This window comes from Neptuniibacter sp. QD34_54, assembly GCF_047778055.1.
Classification (GTDB): domain Bacteria; phylum Pseudomonadota; class Gammaproteobacteria; order Pseudomonadales; family Balneatricaceae; genus Neptuniibacter.
This window is the reverse complement of sequence record NZ_CP180546.1, coordinates 576,554-593,384: the sequence shown is the minus strand read 5'-3', so window position 1 is coordinate 593,384 and position 16,831 is coordinate 576,554. Positions and strand designations below refer to the sequence as shown.

Sequence of the window (16,831 nt, the reverse complement as noted above, 5' to 3'; positions counted from 1 at the left end):
GCATCACAGAAAAAGGTTCTCGATATAATCCAAAACAAAGGCAGATATCCGCATATACTGATCTAAAAAACCACCTAAGTTCACCCAGTTAATAAATAAGCCAAGCACCATGGTAAATGGAAAGCCTACCGCAAGAATATTTAACTGCGGAGCAGCTCGAGACATGATACCAAACGCCATATTTACCACTAAAAGAGCCGTTACAGCCGGTAATGCCATAAGCATAGCAGCAGAAAACATCCAACTACCTGCCATCAAAATTCGCCAGTAACTCCTTCGATCTATTGCTTCCAAACTTATAGGAACAACATCAAAGCTTCGTACAACTATTTCAATCATAACCAAGTGGCCATTAAGCGCCACAAAGATCATCATAATCAATGTTAGATAAAACTGACCTAACATAACGACCGAGATACCATTAGCAGGGTCTGTCATTGACGCGAAACCAAGACCCATCTGAAGTGCGATCATCTGACCACCTAAGACAAATACTTGGTAAAACACTTGAAATAGAAAACCCAGCATTGCCCCAACCAGAATCTGCTGAGCAATAATTAGATAGGTATTAAAATGTAGACCATCGAATTCAGGCATCGCCGGTAGCAATGGCGCGACCACAACAGTTACAGCTAGAGCCAAAAATAAACGCACACGGGCATTAACAAGCTGACTACCTAGTAAAGGTACAGCCATAAAGAATGAAGCAATTCGAAAGAAGGGCCACAAGAAGGCCGCTACCCACTGTTCAATCTGCAGAACACTCAGTTCAAACAAAGGGCTAACCTATAAGGTAAGGAATGTTTTTCACTAGAGTAGTGAAATGCTCAGTCAACTTGGTTAAAAGCCAAGGACCTGCCCACATAATTACAAGAATTGTGATTATGAGTCGAGGCAAAAAGCTCAACGTCTGTTCGTTAATCTGTGTAGCCGCTTGAAAGGTTGATACAGCTAGACCCACTATCAAGCTTGGCACAATCAAGACACTAACAATCAAGACTATTAACCAAAACGCCTCGCCAAAGAGACTAAGTACGACTTCGGGTGTCATATCTCCTCCTTAGCTATATACCAAAACTGGCGGCTAAAGTTCCAATCACCAGCGCCCAACCATCCACTAATACAAATAGCATAATTTTGAACGGCAAAGAAATAATTACTGGTGATAGCATCATCATACCCATAGCCATCAATACACTAGCAACCACCAAGTCGATAACCAAAAAAGGAATAAACAGCATAAAACCGATTTGGAATGCTGTTTTTAATTCACTGGTTACAAATGCAGGCACAAGCACGGTAAAGGGTATCTGCTCAGCTGTTTCTACGGCTGGACTACCGGAAATTCTCATAAAGAGATCAAGGTCGCTCTCTCGGGTTTGCAGCATCATAAAATCACGAAACGGCCCACTTGCCGCTTGAAACGCCTCAAACACACCCATCTCTTCATTAACATAAGGCGTGACAGCCTGCACATACACCTTATCCAACACTGGTGTCATAATAAACAACGTTAAAAACATCGCCATACCGACCATAATCTGGTTTGACGGCGTCTGTTGCAAACCTAAAGCCTGCCGAAGAATCGCAAAGACAATGATAATACGGGCAAAAGAGGTCATCATCATGAGCATTGCTGGCAAGAAGGTCAGCATTGTCATGAGTGCAAGCACTTGAAGTGTCACACTGTAATTACTTTCACCATTTTCTCCGGTTGTAAGCGTTACAGCCGGAATCCCCACATCAGCGGCGCTAGCCAAATGCGGAAAAAGAAAGGAAGCAAGAAGAATTGAAACTAACTTAATCAGCCTCATCAACGCTCCGTCGCTTTGAAATAGCTTCTCCTAGGCGTGCAGCAAAGCTCTCACTCGGCTGATCATCAACAATAGGCTCATCAAAAGCGTGCAGATGAGAAACACGACCTGGCGCCACACCTAGTAATAGCTGCTTATCACCAACCTGGACTAACACTGCTTTCTCACGTGTACTCAAAGGCAATACGCTTAAGACCTTCATATGGCGAGCCATTGGCGTAACACCGCTAAAACGTTTAAAGCACCAAGAAAGGATAAAAATCATGCCAATGACAAACAGCAAGCCTAATAACAATTGCATGAAAGCAGCTGCAGAGAATGGCTCTTGATAGGTTGCAGCAGGCACGACTGAAGGCTTTGCACCCGAAGCAGTTTCAACACCCAACGCAAAAGCAGTGGGCGAGATAATAACAAGCAAGCATAACAACCAAGAACGCATAGATTACTTAAGACGCTTGATTCGTTCTTGAGGACTGATCACATCGGTCAGACGAATACCGTAACGATCATTTACAACAACCACTTCACCATGTGCGATAAGTGTTCCATTAACCATAACATCCAAAGGCTCACCCGCGACGCGGTCTAACTCAATAACAGAGCCCTGATTAAGCTGTAAAAGATTACTAATTGGAATATCCGTTTGACCTACCTCCATAGAGAGCGTGACCGGAATATCCAAGATTACATCAAGCTTAGGATCTGTAACTGGGGTACCTTCATCAGTTAATTCATCTAACTCAACTGAATCACCCGTTACACCTGTTTCGGCAAGCAAAGCATCAGGGTCGACAGTTTCGCCACCCTCTTCGGTGACCTGCTCTTCCATGGCCGCAGCCCATTCGTCGGCTAACGCTTGCTGGTCTTCAGTTTCATCACTCATTGCTTTTGCTCACTCTAATACAATCGCTTGCACATTTACTTGGGGCGCTGGATTTGATCAACTATTTTAACGGCCAAATTCCCTCGGGAAACACCCATAGTGCAATTATAAACAGGTACTTTATTAGCTTTTAACTCAAACGTTTCAGGCAGTTCGATCGGTATAACATCACCAGCCTCTAATTCCAAAACATCACGTAAAGTCATATCTTGCTGTGCAAGCGTCATCTCTAATGGCAAACCGGCCATTAAAATATCTCGCTGTAGAGCGATCTGCCAACGCTCGTCTTTTTCATCTTCGCTATTTTGGAAACCAGATACGAGAACATCTCTAATTGGCTCCAACATTGAATACGGCATCGCCACATGAAACTCACCCGACCCACCTTCCAAATCCACCTGAAAGGTACTAACAACCACAACCTCAGTAGGGTTAATAACATTTGCCATTGCCGGATTCATTTCATGACCGAGATGTTCGAAAGTGAGGTCTTTCACTGGAGCCCACGCCTCCTCCAGATCAATGAAGAATTGCTCTAAGGCTTTGTGAATTAGGCGTGTTTCAGTAGGTGTAAATTCTCGGCCTTCGATCTTAGCATGACGACCATCGCCACCGAAAAAGTTATCTACCAGCTTAAATACCAGCTTAGCATCCATAATAAACAGAGCGGTACCACGCAGTGGATTGACTCTAATTAGGTTCATACTGGTAGGAACATACAAAGTATGGATATAGTCGCCGTACTTCATCACCTGAACACCACCCACAGTCACATCAGCAGCGCGGCGTAACAGATTAAAAAGGCTTATACGGGTATAACGTGCAAAACGCTCATTGACCATTTCGAGCGTAGGCATACGGCCACGAACAATTCGTTCATGACTTGCAAGGTCGTAACCTCGGACTTCGCCTTCTTCTACTTCCGCTTCTTCAGATGTTTCAACATCACCATCATCGACACCATGTAATAGAGCATCGATTTCATCTTGCGAAAGTAAGTCTTTGACCGACATTTAGGAATAATCTCCTATCAGCCCAAATAGCATTACTGCATAACCATGTTAGTAAACAAGATTGTTTCTACACCCGGTTTACCAATTTTTTCCTGCATAATTTCACGCACGAGTTCAGTAGAGCTTTCTAACAAAGCCTCTTTACCTTCAACCGTTTGCAGAGTACGGAACTCTTGAGTGCTATATAAATTATTTAGACGTGAAACAATTAAAGGCATATGCAGGGTTAAAGCATCAGCCACAGCTTGATCGCGACTCTTAGCCTCGACATACAATTGCATATAATGCGGTCGGTTATCATTTGACTGCAGAGTCACAACAAACATCGGCTTACCACCCATAGTTCTCACTTTGGTGTAGATAGCCTCAGCTCGAACAGGCTCAGCCGGCGCAGCTTCCTCAGACGCAGACTCACTATCACCACCTAAGAAAAATAAAGCAGCTGCAGCACCACCACCGCCGACAACAACAAGCGCAAGCACAGCAATGATGATCAACTTGAGCTTAGATGATTTCTTTTCGCCGCCCTCAGCGCCTGTTTCCTGCTCTTCAGCCATCTCTATATCTCCAACAAAAAGCGCGATACTCTACAGTATGAACCACATATCGCTTAAACAGTATTGCGCCTAATATAACACACTGATTTTAAGGCTGAAGATCAAGAACACACAAAAATACTATTTAGAGCAAAGAGCCTTGTAAAAGCATAGATTATATTAGCTAAACAAAGCTCACAAACTGCTCAATTACGCGTAATAATCCACAAGAGATACCGACCGAGCATTTTCTGGTTTAGCCCCCTCTTCCCCTTCGGCACCAACGCCTCCTCCATATTGATTACCAGAACCATCGCCGTCTGCAAACTGCTCTCGTCGTTGCTGATCTGCGGACTGATCAGAAACAGAGGAATCCTGCAACGCCAAGCCCTGCTCTGCAAACATCTCACGTAATCTCGGCAAACTTTGTTCAACCGCATCCCTTACATGAGCATGAGGCGAGGTAAAGTTAAGACTCACCTGATCCTGATTGATATTCACTCGAATATTCAGAGACCCTAACTCAGGTGGGTCTAACTTAATCTCTGCGACTCGCGTATTTTGGGCGGCAATCATGATTGCTCGCTCGCCCAACGCATTGTTCCAAGCAGGCGTATTCACTTTAACATTCTGAGGCATCATCAAATTTTGCCCCTCAGTAACAACCTTTTGAGCCGCTGTAGGCGAAGCAGAATTAACCTGACCAATAGTATTTGAGGCCAAACGCTCCACTACCTGTGTAGCTGTCACATCCCCTTTTTCACTTGCAGCCACTTTTTGCATCAGCTGTTGAGTCATATCCAAAGCGGATTCAATCTTTTTAATGCTACTGTTATCAGTCTGGAGATTCAGAACCAAATCCGATTTAGCGCCTTGTACAGATACTGGTGATTCTGTTACTGCACGATTAGCTGATTTAGCAGCATCCACTTCAACCTTTCTTGCAGTTGGGTCAAACAGCTTCACTTCATCAGTGCCGGCAACTGGATTTTCACCTTTAACTGGAGCGGACTTTATATCCGCCTGAGCATTTACAGATGGTACACCAACCTTAACGGACGGATCATTAGCTACTGCCTGCTGTGAATTAGACATATCCGCAGCAGCATTAACTGTAACTTGAGATTGCTGAATATTTTGCTGACTTAGAGACTGCTGAGTAGCTTGCTGATTTTGAATATTTGAAGCAGGAACATCAGCAACATTTGTAACATTTGCAGCATTTGCATTGTCTTTCGCAACTAAATTTTGATGCGAATCCTGAACCTCAGTGAGTTGAACTGAATTTGCAGATGTAGCCGCTGAAGCTTTAGAGGCAGTACTCTTAACATCTACTGACGGCTGAGTTTGAGAATTACCCGCCCCTTCAATAGAAGCTTGAGCGGAATTTGCATTAGCGCGCGAAGCTTCAACTTCTTGCTGAGTAGAATCAACCTCTGCATTTGGATCTAATGTAGCAGTCTTCGGCGGAGGAGTAATAACAACTTTATTCTCGCCAACCACCGTAGCTACACCAGGGTTACTCGGAACCGAAACAACTTTATCCGAACCAGCATTTGAAGGAAGAGTCCCTACCTCTTTCTCACTATCACCTTTAACCGGCATTATTGGCTGCTGTTCAGTGTATTGTCGTAACGCCCTTGCCAACTCAGCACTAAGCTCTGGAGGCAATTGAGAATCTTTAGCCGATTGTTGCTCTAATAGCTGTGCAATTTGACGAAGCTGATCCTGCATTTGCTCTTCTGGCAGCAATTGGTCTAACTTCTGCGGCAACACATCCCCTTCTTGCGGCAACATCCCGCCGCCAGAAAACTTAGCAACAGGGACGTTAGAGTCGGCCTGCTGATTAAGAACTGCACCAAAACCACCTAACAAAGGAACAGTCCCAGAGGCCACAGACGGCGAATCCTTAGGGGTTATAGATAAATTAAGAGATAATAATCCGCCTCCAGTAGACGGGGATACTTGCTCACTCATTTCAGGCTCCTATTAATATTGCCTGATTTGAATAAAGCAAAATGGAGGCCAATCTAGATAAAAGGTGTTTTTATAGTTTGAGAGCGTTCATCTAATTGCTTCTGCAGCGCCTTTTCTTCTTCAAGCTGCTCAGTCTGAATTGCCTTATCCGTAAGTTTCTGTAGGCCCTTCATTCGCGCATATGCAGCTTTCCAATGCTGCTCAACAGCTTGAAGCTCTCTTCTATTCTGGGCCATGGCATTCGCTTGAGTCGATTTTGCTTGTTGAATTTTTTCCAAAAAAGCCTGCTGAGTGTGCAATTGAGCACCCGTACAACCTTCAGCATGAGCCCCTAAGTAACTCTGCTGATATTCAGATACATACTCATCCAATTGAGCCATGGTCCGCTGATCTTGCTCAACACGCTGACGGCTCGCAGCTAAAAACTGATCTGCTTGTTTTTTCTTTTTTTCAGCCAGATCCAAAACTAACTGCAAGCGCTTGGAACGTTTACTCATTTTTGCAGCCCATTAGTTACTACAGGTCGACGCAATTGCTGCTGTTCAGGCTCTGCATTAGGTGTTGGCGGAGTAGTCAGAATCATCACCATTTGCTGCATAGACTGCTGCAAAGGAAATGCCTCATTAATCCCCTGCCTTAAATAAGCATTCATCGAAGGTAAGTTATCCATAACAAAATCAGTGTCAGGATCACTACCTTTGACATAAGCTCCGACATTAATCAGATCTTCATTCTGCCTATATTTAGAGTATAACTGCTTAAAGCGCATTGCCATCTGCAGATGATCAGGCTGAATAATTTGCGGCATAGCTCGACTGATAGAGGCTTCGATATCGATTGCAGGGTAATGCCCCTGCTCAGCCAAACGACGAGACAATACCACATGCCCATCAAGAATCGCCCTAGCGGAGTCTGCTACCGGATCTTGCTGATCATCACCTTCGGTCAACACCGTATAAAATGCAGTAATTGAGCCACTTCCAGCTTCACCGTTACCTGCTCGCTCAACCAATTTAGGAATTTTAGCGAATACCGAAGGCGGGTAGCCTTTTGTTGCAGGCGGCTCCCCGACAGCCAACGCAATTTCACGCTGAGCCTGCGCATATCGAGTCAAGGAATCCATTAGCAAAAGAACATTTTTACCCTGATCCCTGAAGTATTCTGCAATCCGAGTAGATAGCTGAGATGCACGCAAGCGCATTAATGGAGAGTCATCTGCGGGTGAGGCCACAACAACTGAGCGCTTTAGACCTTCCTCGCCTAAACTATGCTCAATAAATTCTTTAACTTCTCGACCACGCTCACCGATTAAGCCCACAACAATGACTTCGGCCTCAGTAAAGCGAGTCATCATACCAAGCAGCACAGATTTACCTACACCACTACCAGCAAACAGGCCCATCCTTTGACCCCGACCAACAGTAAGTAAGCCATTAATGGTCCGAATACCAACATCAAGGGTTTGCTTAATAGGATCTCGCAATAATGGATTGATAATATCCCCAGCCAAGCCCGTTTCCGCTTCAGGTTGAAGAGGACCTTTACCATCAATAGGCTGACCAACCCCATTCAACACCCTGCCTAGAAGGCTCATACCAACAGGCACTTTACCCGAGGCACTTAAGGCAATAACTTTGGTTCCAGATTGCAGACCCTCAATAGGGTAAAGCGGCATCAAATAGATACGATCACCAGAGAAACCAACAACCTCAGCTTCGATCTGCTGATCTTGGGATAATTCTATATAACAACATTCACCTACAGCACATTTAATACCGACCGCTTCAATTGTTAGGCCAATCATACGAGTAATACGCCCCTCAATTCGGGGCTGAGGCGTGTCTAGACGATGTTTTTGATATTTAGATAATCGATCCAGTAACTCACTCATGAGCTTGCGCCGAATCACTTTCTACGTTGGAAAGGAACTGCTTAACCACTGTCGCAAAATGCTGATCTAAATGATGCTCAACTACAGTGCTTGCAGCTTGAAGCTCGTAACTACCTTGAGAAATATTGTCATCAACAAGATATTCCAAGGTAACACCTGGCATTAGCAGCATTTTCTCTAGATAAGGAAGATCATTCTTATTAACTTTGGCAACAACTGTACCTAAAGGCTCTGGCACACTTCGTAGCGAACCACTAATAGACTGCAGCAACAACTCCTGTCTAACAGATAGCTCAGCTCCAACAGTAGCCTCAGCCAATGAAACAACCATATCAACTAACTGCTTTTCTATTTTTTCAGTTTGCTGCTTTAAAGGTAGCTCAAATTCAGACAGCATATTGCCTAATAAGGCTTGAAGACGCAGAACTTCAGCTTCACCTTGCTGAAATCCTTCTTTATATCCCTGCTCTTTTCCTTCTTCAGCCCCTTTAACTCGACCTTCTTCAAGCCCTTTAAGGCGCCCTTCTTCAAGCCCTGCAGCCAAACCTTCAATTCGCGCTGTTTCACGAATCTCTTCCAGTTCAGCTAGGGTAATTTTTTCTGCGGCTATAACTTCTTCAACGACTGTTACTTCAACAGGATCTTTTTGCTGCAAGCCAACTATATGCTGACCTGCAACTTGCGGCAGCTCCCACCCTACGAGCCCAGAAGCCTCTTCAGCTTTTATGCGTTTAAAACCTTTATTTTCAGACATACGCACTTAGCCTAGAGCATCTCTTCACCACCGCCACCAAGGATGATTTCACCCTCATCAGCCAGACGACGTGCCACAGATAGAATTTCTTTCTGTGCTTCTTCAACCTCAGAAACACGAACTGGACCTTTAGCTTCAAGGTCATCTCGTAACAATTCAGAAGCTCGTTTAGACATATTACGGAATACTTTTTCTTGAAGAGCAACATCAGCACCTTTCAGCGCAACAACCAATACGTCAGTTGAAACCTCTCGAAGAATTGCTTGGATACCCTGATCCTCTACATCTTGTAGATTTTCAAATACAAACATCAGGTCAGAGATCGTCGTAGCAAGATTTTCATCACTCTCTTTAATCCCTTCCATCAACTCAGCTTCAATACTCGAATCAATAAAGTTCATAATATCAGCAGCATTTTTAATGCCACCAAGAGTTGCAGAACTAGCACCACTTGCACCCGCAAATTGACGTTCAAGAATATCATTTAGCTCTTGTAATGCTTGCGGCTGGATACGATCTAATGCAGCAACACGCATCAAAATATCTAGGCGCTGTTTATCATCAAAGAAACCCAGCACACCGGCTGCAGCATCCGGTTCAAGATAAGCACAAACAACTGCCTGAATCTGCGGGTGTTCGTACCGGATAATTTCAGCAATTTGACGAGGCTCCATCCAGCGAAGAGTATCTAGACCAGATGTATTCGTACTCATCAAAATCCGATCAAGGAGAGTTTTTGCTTTCTCTTCGCCCAAGGCCTGATTAAGCATTGAACGAATATAGATATCGTTGTTAATTCCAATACCGGTTTGATCACTTACCAAACCCATAAAGTCACCAACAACTGATTCCACCTTTGTCTGTGGAATATTATTCAGTTGAGCCATTGCCTCCCCAATCATCTGAACCTCTTTAGGGCCCATATGTTTCAGGATTTCAGCAGCATCGGCTTCACCTAAGCTAATCAGAAGAATTGCAGCTTTATCTATCTCACTGAATTCACCCTGACTTGCCTCATCACTCATCGTTACCTACCCATTGCTTCACAGCCTGCGCAACACGCGCAGGATCTTCCGCAACCATACTACGAATCGCGTTCAACTGATAATCAAAGCTTTCATTTGGCGTTGGTAAAAGACCATCATCGCTACCAAAAGTAACCGAATCAGATGAGAACTCGCCTCCATCAAGGCCTTCCAACTCTGCAGAAACTTCACCTGCAGCACCCAGACCAGCCACATTGCCCGCAGTTCCTGCTGAAGCAAGGTTTTTAAGGATAGGGCGCAATATACCGAAAACAAGAACAAGTACGAATACCGCTGCCATTACTTGCTTAACGATATCCCAAATCCATTCCTGCTCCCAAATAGGCAAATCTTCAGTAACAATAGGTTGTTCAGGTACAAACGGAGTATTAACAACATTTACACTATCTCCACGTAACGCAGAGTAGCCAACGGCATCTTGAACCAAAATGCGCAGACGCTCCAACTCATTTTGCTGCCAAGGTGTACGTTTAGTATCACCGGAGGATGGGTCTACACTCGAAAGATCATCAACGACAACCGCAACAGTTAAACGACGCACACGACCTTGCTGATGTTTGGTATAGCTAATAGTACGGTCTAATTCAAAGTTACGCGTCGCTTGTTTACGAGAAGAACCCGGCGCACCGTTGTTGGCCAACACCCCCTCGCCTGATGCTTCTTCAGGTACACTGCTCGGCCCAGGAGGCTGATTAGACAATGCGCCTGGCACACCGACTGGTGCAGCACCACCAACCCTTGACTCATCCATTGTCTGCTCACTACGAAGCGCTGGAAGATCAGGGTTATATAATTCGTCAGTTTGTTCGACTGCTGTAAAATCAACATCTGCTGACACTTCTGCACGGAAGCGCCCCATACCTACAACCGGCTGAAGGATACTGTTTACACGGTTGAGCATCGTTTCTTCTAAATTACGCGTGTACTCCAATTGCTTAGCAGCTAAAACAACATTAACGTCTTTATCACGCATATTTAGTAAACGGCCGCGCTGATCCACAACAGTCACATCTTTAACGTTTAACGCTGGAATACTTGAAGCCACCAAGTTAGCAATAGATGCAACCTGATCACGCTCTAGTTGACGCCCAGAGAATAACTCAAGGAATACAGATGCTGTCGGCTTACGGGTATCACGGATAAAAACCGTATCTTTTGGAATAGCTAAGTGAACACGCGCATTGCGCACAGCAGTCATACTGGAAATTGTCCGAGCCAATTCACCTTCAAGACCACGACGATATTTTGTCGTTTCCATGAACTGACTGGTGCCTAGGCTTTGCTCACGATCTAGAATTTCAAAGCCCACTGTTTTATCAGCAGTAAAACCTTCAGAAGCAAGCTTAAGTCTAGCCTGATGAACATATTCATCCGGAACCAAAATAGCTCGGCCATCTGCATCAAACTTGTAAGGGACATTATAAAGGCGTAGCTGCTCTATAATCTGGTTAGCATCAGAGAAATTAAGATTACTAAATAGAACACGCTGATCTGGCTTTTGCGACCACAAAACAACAGCAAAACCAATAGCGACACTTGCCGCTAGACCAACCATCAAACCAATCTGCCTAACAATACTCAGTTTATTAAAGCCAAGCATTGGGCTTCCGCTTAATGTTTCTGCGCTATCTGCCACTGCCACTTATCCCGTTAATTCTATTTATTGTTATATTGGCATCTTCATTACATCTTCATAGGCCGAAACTAATCGATTTCGTACCTGTGTCATCGCTTGAAACGAGACTGAAGCTTTTTCTGCAGCGATCATTACTTGCGGGAGATCGATAGTAGGATCACCCTTTTCATATGCCACTGCCATTTTTTTGGCATCTGCTTGAGTCTCACTCACAGCATCTACCGCATTTTTCAAAATATCACCGAATCCCGTACGATCAGAGGGTTTAACAGCACCTGGCTCAGAGACCATACCTGACATCATTTCTGGAGAGACACTCTGCACTTGAGTCTTAATTGTCCTCATCTGCATCAGAACACTATTTATGTCAGCTCTATCTACCATAACCACACCCAACGGCAATTTATTGACATTATAAACTGTCAATTTACTTCATCAAGGTAAAAACCAAGAAGAAAACGACATTTTTTTGTCTATTCATGCTTGATTTTACTTTTTATATGTAGATAAAAGCAAAAATCGGGCCAATGGCCCGCTATTCTTTTGACGTCTAATTAATAATGAGCTTCTGGAGGATCGCCATATTTTAGTCGCACATACATCAGCGCCACGGTTAAAGCATCACCAATAGCTGTATGCCTCTCAAGCATCGGGATATCTAACTTTTTGGAAATCGTATCGAAACGCAGATCGACATTACCGCCTACAGATTTCCATTTAATAATATCGTGATAGACATGGGACAACTCAATCGCCTTATTCGGCAAGCCAAAACCAAATTGGGGTCGAATGAATTTATCCAACATCCTAATATCGTAGTTAACATAGTAACCAAGAATTGGACGATTACCGACAAACTCTAAAACCTGCTCAAGCGCATCCTCTATATCAATGCCTTCAGCCAAATCACTTTCACGTATCTTATGAATCTTAATAGACTCACCCGTCAGTGATTTGGGTGGCTTAAGCTTAATATCCAAACGATCACTCGTAAGAACCTTTTTACCTTTAATCTTAACCGCACCAATCGATACAATTTCACCTTGCTTCACATCGAGACTAGTCGTTTCACAATCTAAAGAAACAACCTCATCACCATCATAAGCATCGAACAGGTGCGCATAAGGACCAGATTTATGGTCATACTTCTCTTTTATTCTTCTTACCGCTCTGGGTATGATCATTAAAACTTACCCTCCAAGGTGATACCTAAGCTCCAGATGCTTTTTAAAGCCTTTAACAATATGTAACGCATCTCGTAGCAGCTCTCTTTCAAGCTTATCTAAGGACTGCAAATCAATAATATTTGGGGTTTGGTCGTGCCCCGTTTCACTGCTTTCCATACGTTTAACTTGCTGTCTTAATCGAAGACTAATAAATAGACTCAAAGCCTCCGCTATCTCTCTACCATGTTTTTCTTTAAGCTGACCAAGTTCAGTCAAAGCCTCTATACGCTCAAAGGTATTTGTCACTTTAATGCGATGTTCTAGAGCTATCGTGCGAATCCCATGCACAATTGGGAATATCCCGCCTTTCTTAATATCTAACTGACCTTTATCTTTTAAGTTACCAAAGAAAGTCAGAGGCGTATCAAACTCAAGAGAAGCTTTAGCGAAATGAGAGAAGAAGACATCATTATTACGTAAATGTCTCATAAACCAGTTTCGGCTAGCTTTAAAGATAGCTGGGTTACCTGCTACAGGCTTAGCATCAACAGCAATAGCTAGATTCATCTGCGCATCGCCATCGCATCGATCAGCCCAATCACCTAACATTTGCGTCCAGCCACCCAGAGATTTAACCCAATCAGGATTCGATACCATGATGTTACCCGGGCAAGGGGGAAAGCCAAATTCGATCAAAGTCTGACTGAAACAATTCAGCGTTTCAGTCATCTCAGGCCAAACCAAACCATCCCTATGAATAATGGCGTTATCCTGGTCCGTTTTCATGATCTGCTCACCACGCCCTTCGGAACCCATCACTAACAAACACACATGCGGCTGCATATCACTTGGGATCATAATGTTGAACAATTTGGCAATAATACGGCCGTTCATTGCGGCCAGTAGATCCATCACAAAACGAGTTTTAACGCCTTGCGACACAAGCGCCTTAATCAAATCATCCAAGCCTTTTTCAGCTTCTTTTAAATCTTCAACCGTTTGCGCGCGCTCAATTCGTAAACCAATCACATGAGAATGACTGGAGAAATAACTCAATACATCTGTCAGCTCGACAATGCCTGACATTTCTCCATCCTTCATCACAACAACACGCTCAATATGCTGTTGAGTCATTATGATCAAAGCGTTAAACAGGTAATCATCTGGCCTAACGGTGATTAAGCGATAGCTAGCGATTTCTGCCAAATCAGTGTCCATAGCCAGCTCATTAACCACCACAGCATCTAATAGATCCGTGCCGGTAACCATACCGTAACGATTACCACGCTTTACCAGAATACAATCTGCCTTTTTCTCGCGCATAAGCAGAGTTGCTTCGCGAATAGATGTTCCTTCAAGGATAACCAACGGCTCTCGCACTAGACCGTCAGACACTTTAGCCAACATGAATTCAGCCATGTCCTGCTCTTTGCCGTGCTGCTGAACGATCTCTGTTTTAGCTGACAGGTTTTGCTGAAAATAATCAGCAAATAAGCCGTTTGTAGACATAAGATCCAATAGAATCTTAGTCGGTAAGATATGACAGATAGTCTCTTCTTCGGCGATAAAATTGTGAATTGCTTTACCCCGAATAGCAGACCAACCGCCAAAGTAATCCTCATTGGTATAGTGAACAAAGACATGTTCAGGTGTATCACTACCCTCTTCCTGAACTTCGCTTTCCCCTACCTTTCCTTTAAAAATAACAAAGACGCCTTCGGGCTCTTCACCCGCCGTCATGATGTACTCGCCTTTTTGGTAGTAACCAATATCTAGGCTTGAACGGAGTAAATCTTGCTCTTTCTCATCCAGTAAACTGAATGGCAAATTTGTCATTTTGAAAGAATCAGGCATTTCCAACATCCTCTTTGTAGGAAAAAGAAAAGGGCGCTCCAACCTACGCTGGGCGCCCTTTTTTTAGATTTATCTAATCGATCTTAGTGATCGTGAGCAGCACCAGCACCACGTGGGATACGTAGATCTTCTACGATATCCTGGATTTCCTGTGGTGGTTCTTCAGTCATGTTGGATACTACGAAACCAACGATGATATGAAGGATCGCACCTACAGTACCGAAGCCACCTGGAGAGATACCCATGATGTATTCAGATGGAGTACCGCCACCGAATGCGAAGTAGTACATGTAGCACATAGTAGTGATAAGACCTACTAGCATACCTGCAATCGCACCTTGAGAAGTGTGACGCTTCCAGAAGATACCCATGATGATAGCTGGGAATACGGACGCACATGCCAGACCGAAGGCTAGGGCTACAACCTGTGCCACGAAGCCTGGAGGGTTGATACCGAAGTAACCTGCGATACAGATTGCCACGATAGCAGCCAGACGAGCGTACATAAGCTCCTGCTTATCAGAGATATTTGGATTGATGGTTTTCTTCATCAAGTCATGCGAGATTGCTGTAGAGATTACCAACAACAGACCTGCTGCAGTTGATAGTGCCGCAGCTACCGCACCAGCAGCTACCAGAGCGATTACCCAGTTTGGAAGCTGAGCGATATCTGGGTTAGCTAGTACCATGATGTCACGGTCTACGTATACTTCGTTTGCAAATGGCTGTTTAGCCGCATCAAACTCTGCACCTGCTTTAGCATTGGTAGCAATACGCTGACCGTATTCGCCACGCTCTTCTGTAAATGCAGGCTTACCTTTCTTCGCATCGAACGCAGCGCCAGCAGCGTACTGTACTTTGCCGTCACCGTTACGGTCAGTCCAACCTAGAAGACCAGTGTTCTCCCAGTTTTTGAACCATGCAGGCATTTCAGAGTACGCAGTACCTGTACCGTCAGCACCGTTGATAGTCTGGATAAGGTTTACACGACCGAAACCAGCTACACCAGGAACCGCAGTGTAAAGTAGCGCGATGAAGATTAGTGCCCAACCAGCAGATAGACGAGCATCTTTTACGCGAGGTACTGTGAAGAAACGTACGATTACGTGTGGAAGACCAGCAGTACCGCACATCAGAGCAACTGTTAGGAAGAATAGATCGATAGTCGATTTCTTACCGTCAGTGTACTGATGGAAGCCAAGATCTACTGACAATTGGTCAAGAGTAGCCAATACAGACATACCACTGTCCAGAGTCGCACCCAAACCAATTTGTGGTAGGAAGTGACCTGTAACCTGAGCAGATAGGAAGAATGCTGGTACTGTGAACGCAAGAATCAATACAACGTACTGAGCAACCTGAGTATAAGTAATACCTTTCATGCCACCTAGTACAGCGTAGAAGAATACGATCGCCATACCGATAACTACACCAGTGTTGATGTCAACGTGTAGGTAACGAGAGAATACGATACCAACACCACGCATCTGACCAGCTACGTAAGTGAAAGAGATTACGATAGTACAAACTACTGCGATTGTACGTGCAGTAGAAGAGTAGTAACGGTCACCGATGAAGTCAGGTACTGTGAACTTACCAAACTTACGTAGGTAAGGTGCTAGCAATAGTGCTAGTAGTACGTAACCACCAGTCCAGCCCATTAGATAAGCAGAACCGTCACGGCCAACGAAGGAAACCAAGCCAGCCAGGGAGATAAACGATGCAGCAGACATCCAGTCAGCAGCAGTCGCCATACCGTTAGCAACCGGTGGTACACCACCGCCCGCAACGTAGAATTCTTTAGTCGATCCTGCACGCGCCCATATCGCAATACCGATATATAGCGCAAAGGAGCCGCCTACAAAGAGAAATGTTAAAACGTCGAGACTCATAGCAATGCCGTCCTAATAGAAATTATTATTGTTATTCGTGAACGTCATACTTCTCGTCAAGCTTGTTCATGCTGAACACGTATGTCCAGATCAAGATGACGAATACGAAGATTGACCCTTGCTGGCCGAACCAGAAACCTAGTGGGAAGCCGAAGAACGGAATCGCATTAAGCTGTTCGACAAACAAGATCGCGCAGCCGTAGGAAACTACGAACCAAATCGCGAGGTGAGTCATAATGATGCGCAAGTTTTCACGCCAGTAGGCTTGCGCCTGCTCATTACTGATTGACATAACACCATCCTTATTTTTGTTATTTAAAAATTGGTGAAAATTTAAGACTGTAAGAGACTAACAAACAGCGCAGCCAA

18 protein-coding genes are annotated in these 16,831 nt (G+C 44.3%); all 18 read right to left on the bottom strand.

Features of this window, described 5'->3' with window-relative positions:
* Positions 1-3: 3 nt before the first annotated feature.
* Complete coding sequence (gene fliR / locus ACMXYP_RS02490; RefSeq protein WP_415883428.1) at positions 4-777, bottom strand: flagellar biosynthetic protein FliR; 774 nt, start codon at positions 775-777, stop codon at positions 4-6.
* A 4-nt stretch (positions 778-781) separates the two neighbouring features.
* Positions 782-1,051, bottom strand: coding sequence for a flagellar biosynthesis protein FliQ (gene fliQ / locus ACMXYP_RS02485; RefSeq protein ID WP_415883427.1), 270 nt, complete (start codon positions 1,049-1,051; stop codon positions 782-784).
* Positions 1,052-1,064: 13 nt separating this feature from the next.
* Positions 1,065-1,814: a flagellar type III secretion system pore protein FliP gene (gene fliP / locus ACMXYP_RS02480; protein ID WP_415883426.1), complete on the bottom strand. Its 750-nt coding sequence runs from the start codon at positions 1,812-1,814 to the stop codon at positions 1,065-1,067.
* Positions 1,801-2,253: a flagellar biosynthetic protein FliO gene (fliO, locus tag ACMXYP_RS02475; RefSeq protein ID WP_415883425.1), complete on the bottom strand. Its 453-nt coding sequence runs from the start codon at positions 2,251-2,253 to the stop codon at positions 1,801-1,803. Before fliO ends, fliP begins: the two co-directional genes overlap by 14 nt.
* A gap of 3 nt (positions 2,254-2,256) precedes the next feature.
* A complete protein-coding gene (gene fliN, locus ACMXYP_RS02470) occupies positions 2,257-2,697 on the bottom strand; it encodes a flagellar motor switch protein FliN (RefSeq protein WP_415883424.1) in 441 nt (146 codons plus the stop codon).
* Between the two features lie 35 nt (positions 2,698-2,732).
* A complete protein-coding gene (gene fliM / locus ACMXYP_RS02465) occupies positions 2,733-3,710 on the bottom strand; it encodes a flagellar motor switch protein FliM (RefSeq protein WP_415883423.1) in 978 nt (325 codons plus the stop codon).
* A gap of 32 nt (positions 3,711-3,742) precedes the next feature.
* Complete coding sequence (locus ACMXYP_RS02460; RefSeq protein ID WP_415883422.1) at positions 3,743-4,267, bottom strand: flagellar basal body-associated FliL family protein; 525 nt, start codon at positions 4,265-4,267, stop codon at positions 3,743-3,745.
* A 189-nt stretch (positions 4,268-4,456) separates the two neighbouring features.
* Positions 4,457-6,223, bottom strand: coding sequence for a flagellar hook-length control protein FliK (locus ACMXYP_RS02455; RefSeq protein WP_415883421.1), 1,767 nt, complete (start codon positions 6,221-6,223; stop codon positions 4,457-4,459).
* A 53-nt stretch (positions 6,224-6,276) separates the two neighbouring features.
* Positions 6,277-6,720: a flagellar export protein FliJ gene (gene fliJ / locus ACMXYP_RS02450; protein WP_415883420.1), complete on the bottom strand. Its 444-nt coding sequence runs from the start codon at positions 6,718-6,720 to the stop codon at positions 6,277-6,279.
* Entirely contained in the window at positions 6,717-8,114 is a 1,398-nt protein-coding gene (gene fliI / locus ACMXYP_RS02445) for a flagellar protein export ATPase FliI (protein ID WP_415883419.1), read from the bottom strand. The genes fliJ and fliI overlap by 4 nt, the downstream gene beginning before the upstream one ends.
* Complete coding sequence (locus tag ACMXYP_RS02440; RefSeq protein ID WP_415883418.1) at positions 8,107-8,868, bottom strand: FliH/SctL family protein; 762 nt, start codon at positions 8,866-8,868, stop codon at positions 8,107-8,109. The genes fliI and ACMXYP_RS02440 overlap by 8 nt, the downstream gene beginning before the upstream one ends.
* A gap of 11 nt (positions 8,869-8,879) precedes the next feature.
* On the bottom strand, positions 8,880-9,893 hold the full coding sequence (gene fliG / locus ACMXYP_RS02435; RefSeq protein ID WP_415883417.1) for a flagellar motor switch protein FliG: 1,014 nt from the start codon (positions 9,891-9,893) through the stop codon (positions 8,880-8,882).
* Positions 9,886-11,550, bottom strand: a complete 1,665-nt coding sequence (fliF, locus tag ACMXYP_RS02430) for a flagellar basal-body MS-ring/collar protein FliF (RefSeq protein ID WP_415883416.1) — start codon at positions 11,548-11,550, stop codon at positions 9,886-9,888. The genes fliG and fliF overlap by 8 nt, the downstream gene beginning before the upstream one ends.
* A gap of 30 nt (positions 11,551-11,580) precedes the next feature.
* A complete protein-coding gene (fliE, locus tag ACMXYP_RS02425) occupies positions 11,581-11,934 on the bottom strand; it encodes a flagellar hook-basal body complex protein FliE (RefSeq protein ID WP_415883415.1) in 354 nt (117 codons plus the stop codon).
* A gap of 170 nt (positions 11,935-12,104) precedes the next feature.
* On the bottom strand, positions 12,105-12,734 hold the full coding sequence (locus ACMXYP_RS02420; protein ID WP_415883414.1) for a 3'-5' exonuclease: 630 nt from the start codon (positions 12,732-12,734) through the stop codon (positions 12,105-12,107).
* A gap of 6 nt (positions 12,735-12,740) precedes the next feature.
* Positions 12,741-14,570, bottom strand: coding sequence for a putative nucleotidyltransferase substrate binding domain-containing protein (locus ACMXYP_RS02415; protein WP_415883413.1), 1,830 nt, complete (start codon positions 14,568-14,570; stop codon positions 12,741-12,743).
* 83 nt (positions 14,571-14,653) lie between these two features.
* Positions 14,654-16,462, bottom strand: coding sequence for a sodium:solute symporter family protein (locus tag ACMXYP_RS02410; protein WP_415883412.1), 1,809 nt, complete (start codon positions 16,460-16,462; stop codon positions 14,654-14,656).
* A gap of 31 nt (positions 16,463-16,493) precedes the next feature.
* Positions 16,494-16,754 carry a DUF4212 domain-containing protein gene (locus ACMXYP_RS02405; protein ID WP_415883411.1) on the bottom strand — a complete coding sequence of 87 codons (261 nt, stop codon included), beginning with the start codon at positions 16,752-16,754 and terminating at the stop codon, positions 16,494-16,496.
* Positions 16,755-16,831 lie beyond the last annotated feature (77 nt).

Bases quoted from the DNA above. Each gene is read 5' to 3' on its own strand.
- fliQ (WP_415883427.1), bottom strand. From the start codon at position 1,051: ATGACACCCGAAGTCGTACTTAGTCTCTTTGGCGAGGCGTTTTGGTTA.
- fliP (WP_415883426.1), bottom strand. From the start codon at position 1,814: ATGAGGCTGATTAAGTTAGTTTCAATTCTTCTTGCTTCCTTTCTTTTT.
- fliO (WP_415883425.1), bottom strand. From the start codon at position 2,253: ATGCGTTCTTGGTTGTTATGCTTGCTTGTTATTATCTCGCCCACTGCT.
- fliN (WP_415883424.1), bottom strand. From the start codon at position 2,697: ATGAGTGATGAAACTGAAGACCAGCAAGCGTTAGCCGACGAATGGGCT.
- fliM (WP_415883423.1), bottom strand. From the start codon at position 3,710: ATGTCGGTCAAAGACTTACTTTCGCAAGATGAAATCGATGCTCTATTA.
- ACMXYP_RS02460 (WP_415883422.1), bottom strand. From the start codon at position 4,267: ATGGCTGAAGAGCAGGAAACAGGCGCTGAGGGCGGCGAAAAGAAATCA.
- ACMXYP_RS02455 (WP_415883421.1), bottom strand. From the start codon at position 6,223: ATGAGTGAGCAAGTATCCCCGTCTACTGGAGGCGGATTATTATCTCTT.
- fliJ (WP_415883420.1), bottom strand. From the start codon at position 6,720: ATGAGTAAACGTTCCAAGCGCTTGCAGTTAGTTTTGGATCTGGCTGAA.
- fliI (WP_415883419.1), bottom strand. From the start codon at position 8,114: ATGAGTGAGTTACTGGATCGATTATCTAAATATCAAAAACATCGTCTA.
- ACMXYP_RS02440 (WP_415883418.1), bottom strand. From the start codon at position 8,868: ATGTCTGAAAATAAAGGTTTTAAACGCATAAAAGCTGAAGAGGCTTCT.
- fliG (WP_415883417.1), bottom strand. From the start codon at position 9,893: ATGAGTGATGAGGCAAGTCAGGGTGAATTCAGTGAGATAGATAAAGCT.
- fliE (WP_415883415.1), bottom strand. From the start codon at position 11,934: ATGGTAGATAGAGCTGACATAAATAGTGTTCTGATGCAGATGAGGACA.
- ACMXYP_RS02420 (WP_415883414.1), bottom strand. From the start codon at position 12,734: ATGATCATACCCAGAGCGGTAAGAAGAATAAAAGAGAAGTATGACCAT.
- ACMXYP_RS02415 (WP_415883413.1), bottom strand. From the start codon at position 14,570: ATGCCTGATTCTTTCAAAATGACAAATTTGCCATTCAGTTTACTGGAT.
- ACMXYP_RS02410 (WP_415883412.1), bottom strand. From the start codon at position 16,462: ATGAGTCTCGACGTTTTAACATTTCTCTTTGTAGGCGGCTCCTTTGCG.
- ACMXYP_RS02405 (WP_415883411.1), bottom strand. From the start codon at position 16,754: ATGTCAATCAGTAATGAGCAGGCGCAAGCCTACTGGCGTGAAAACTTG.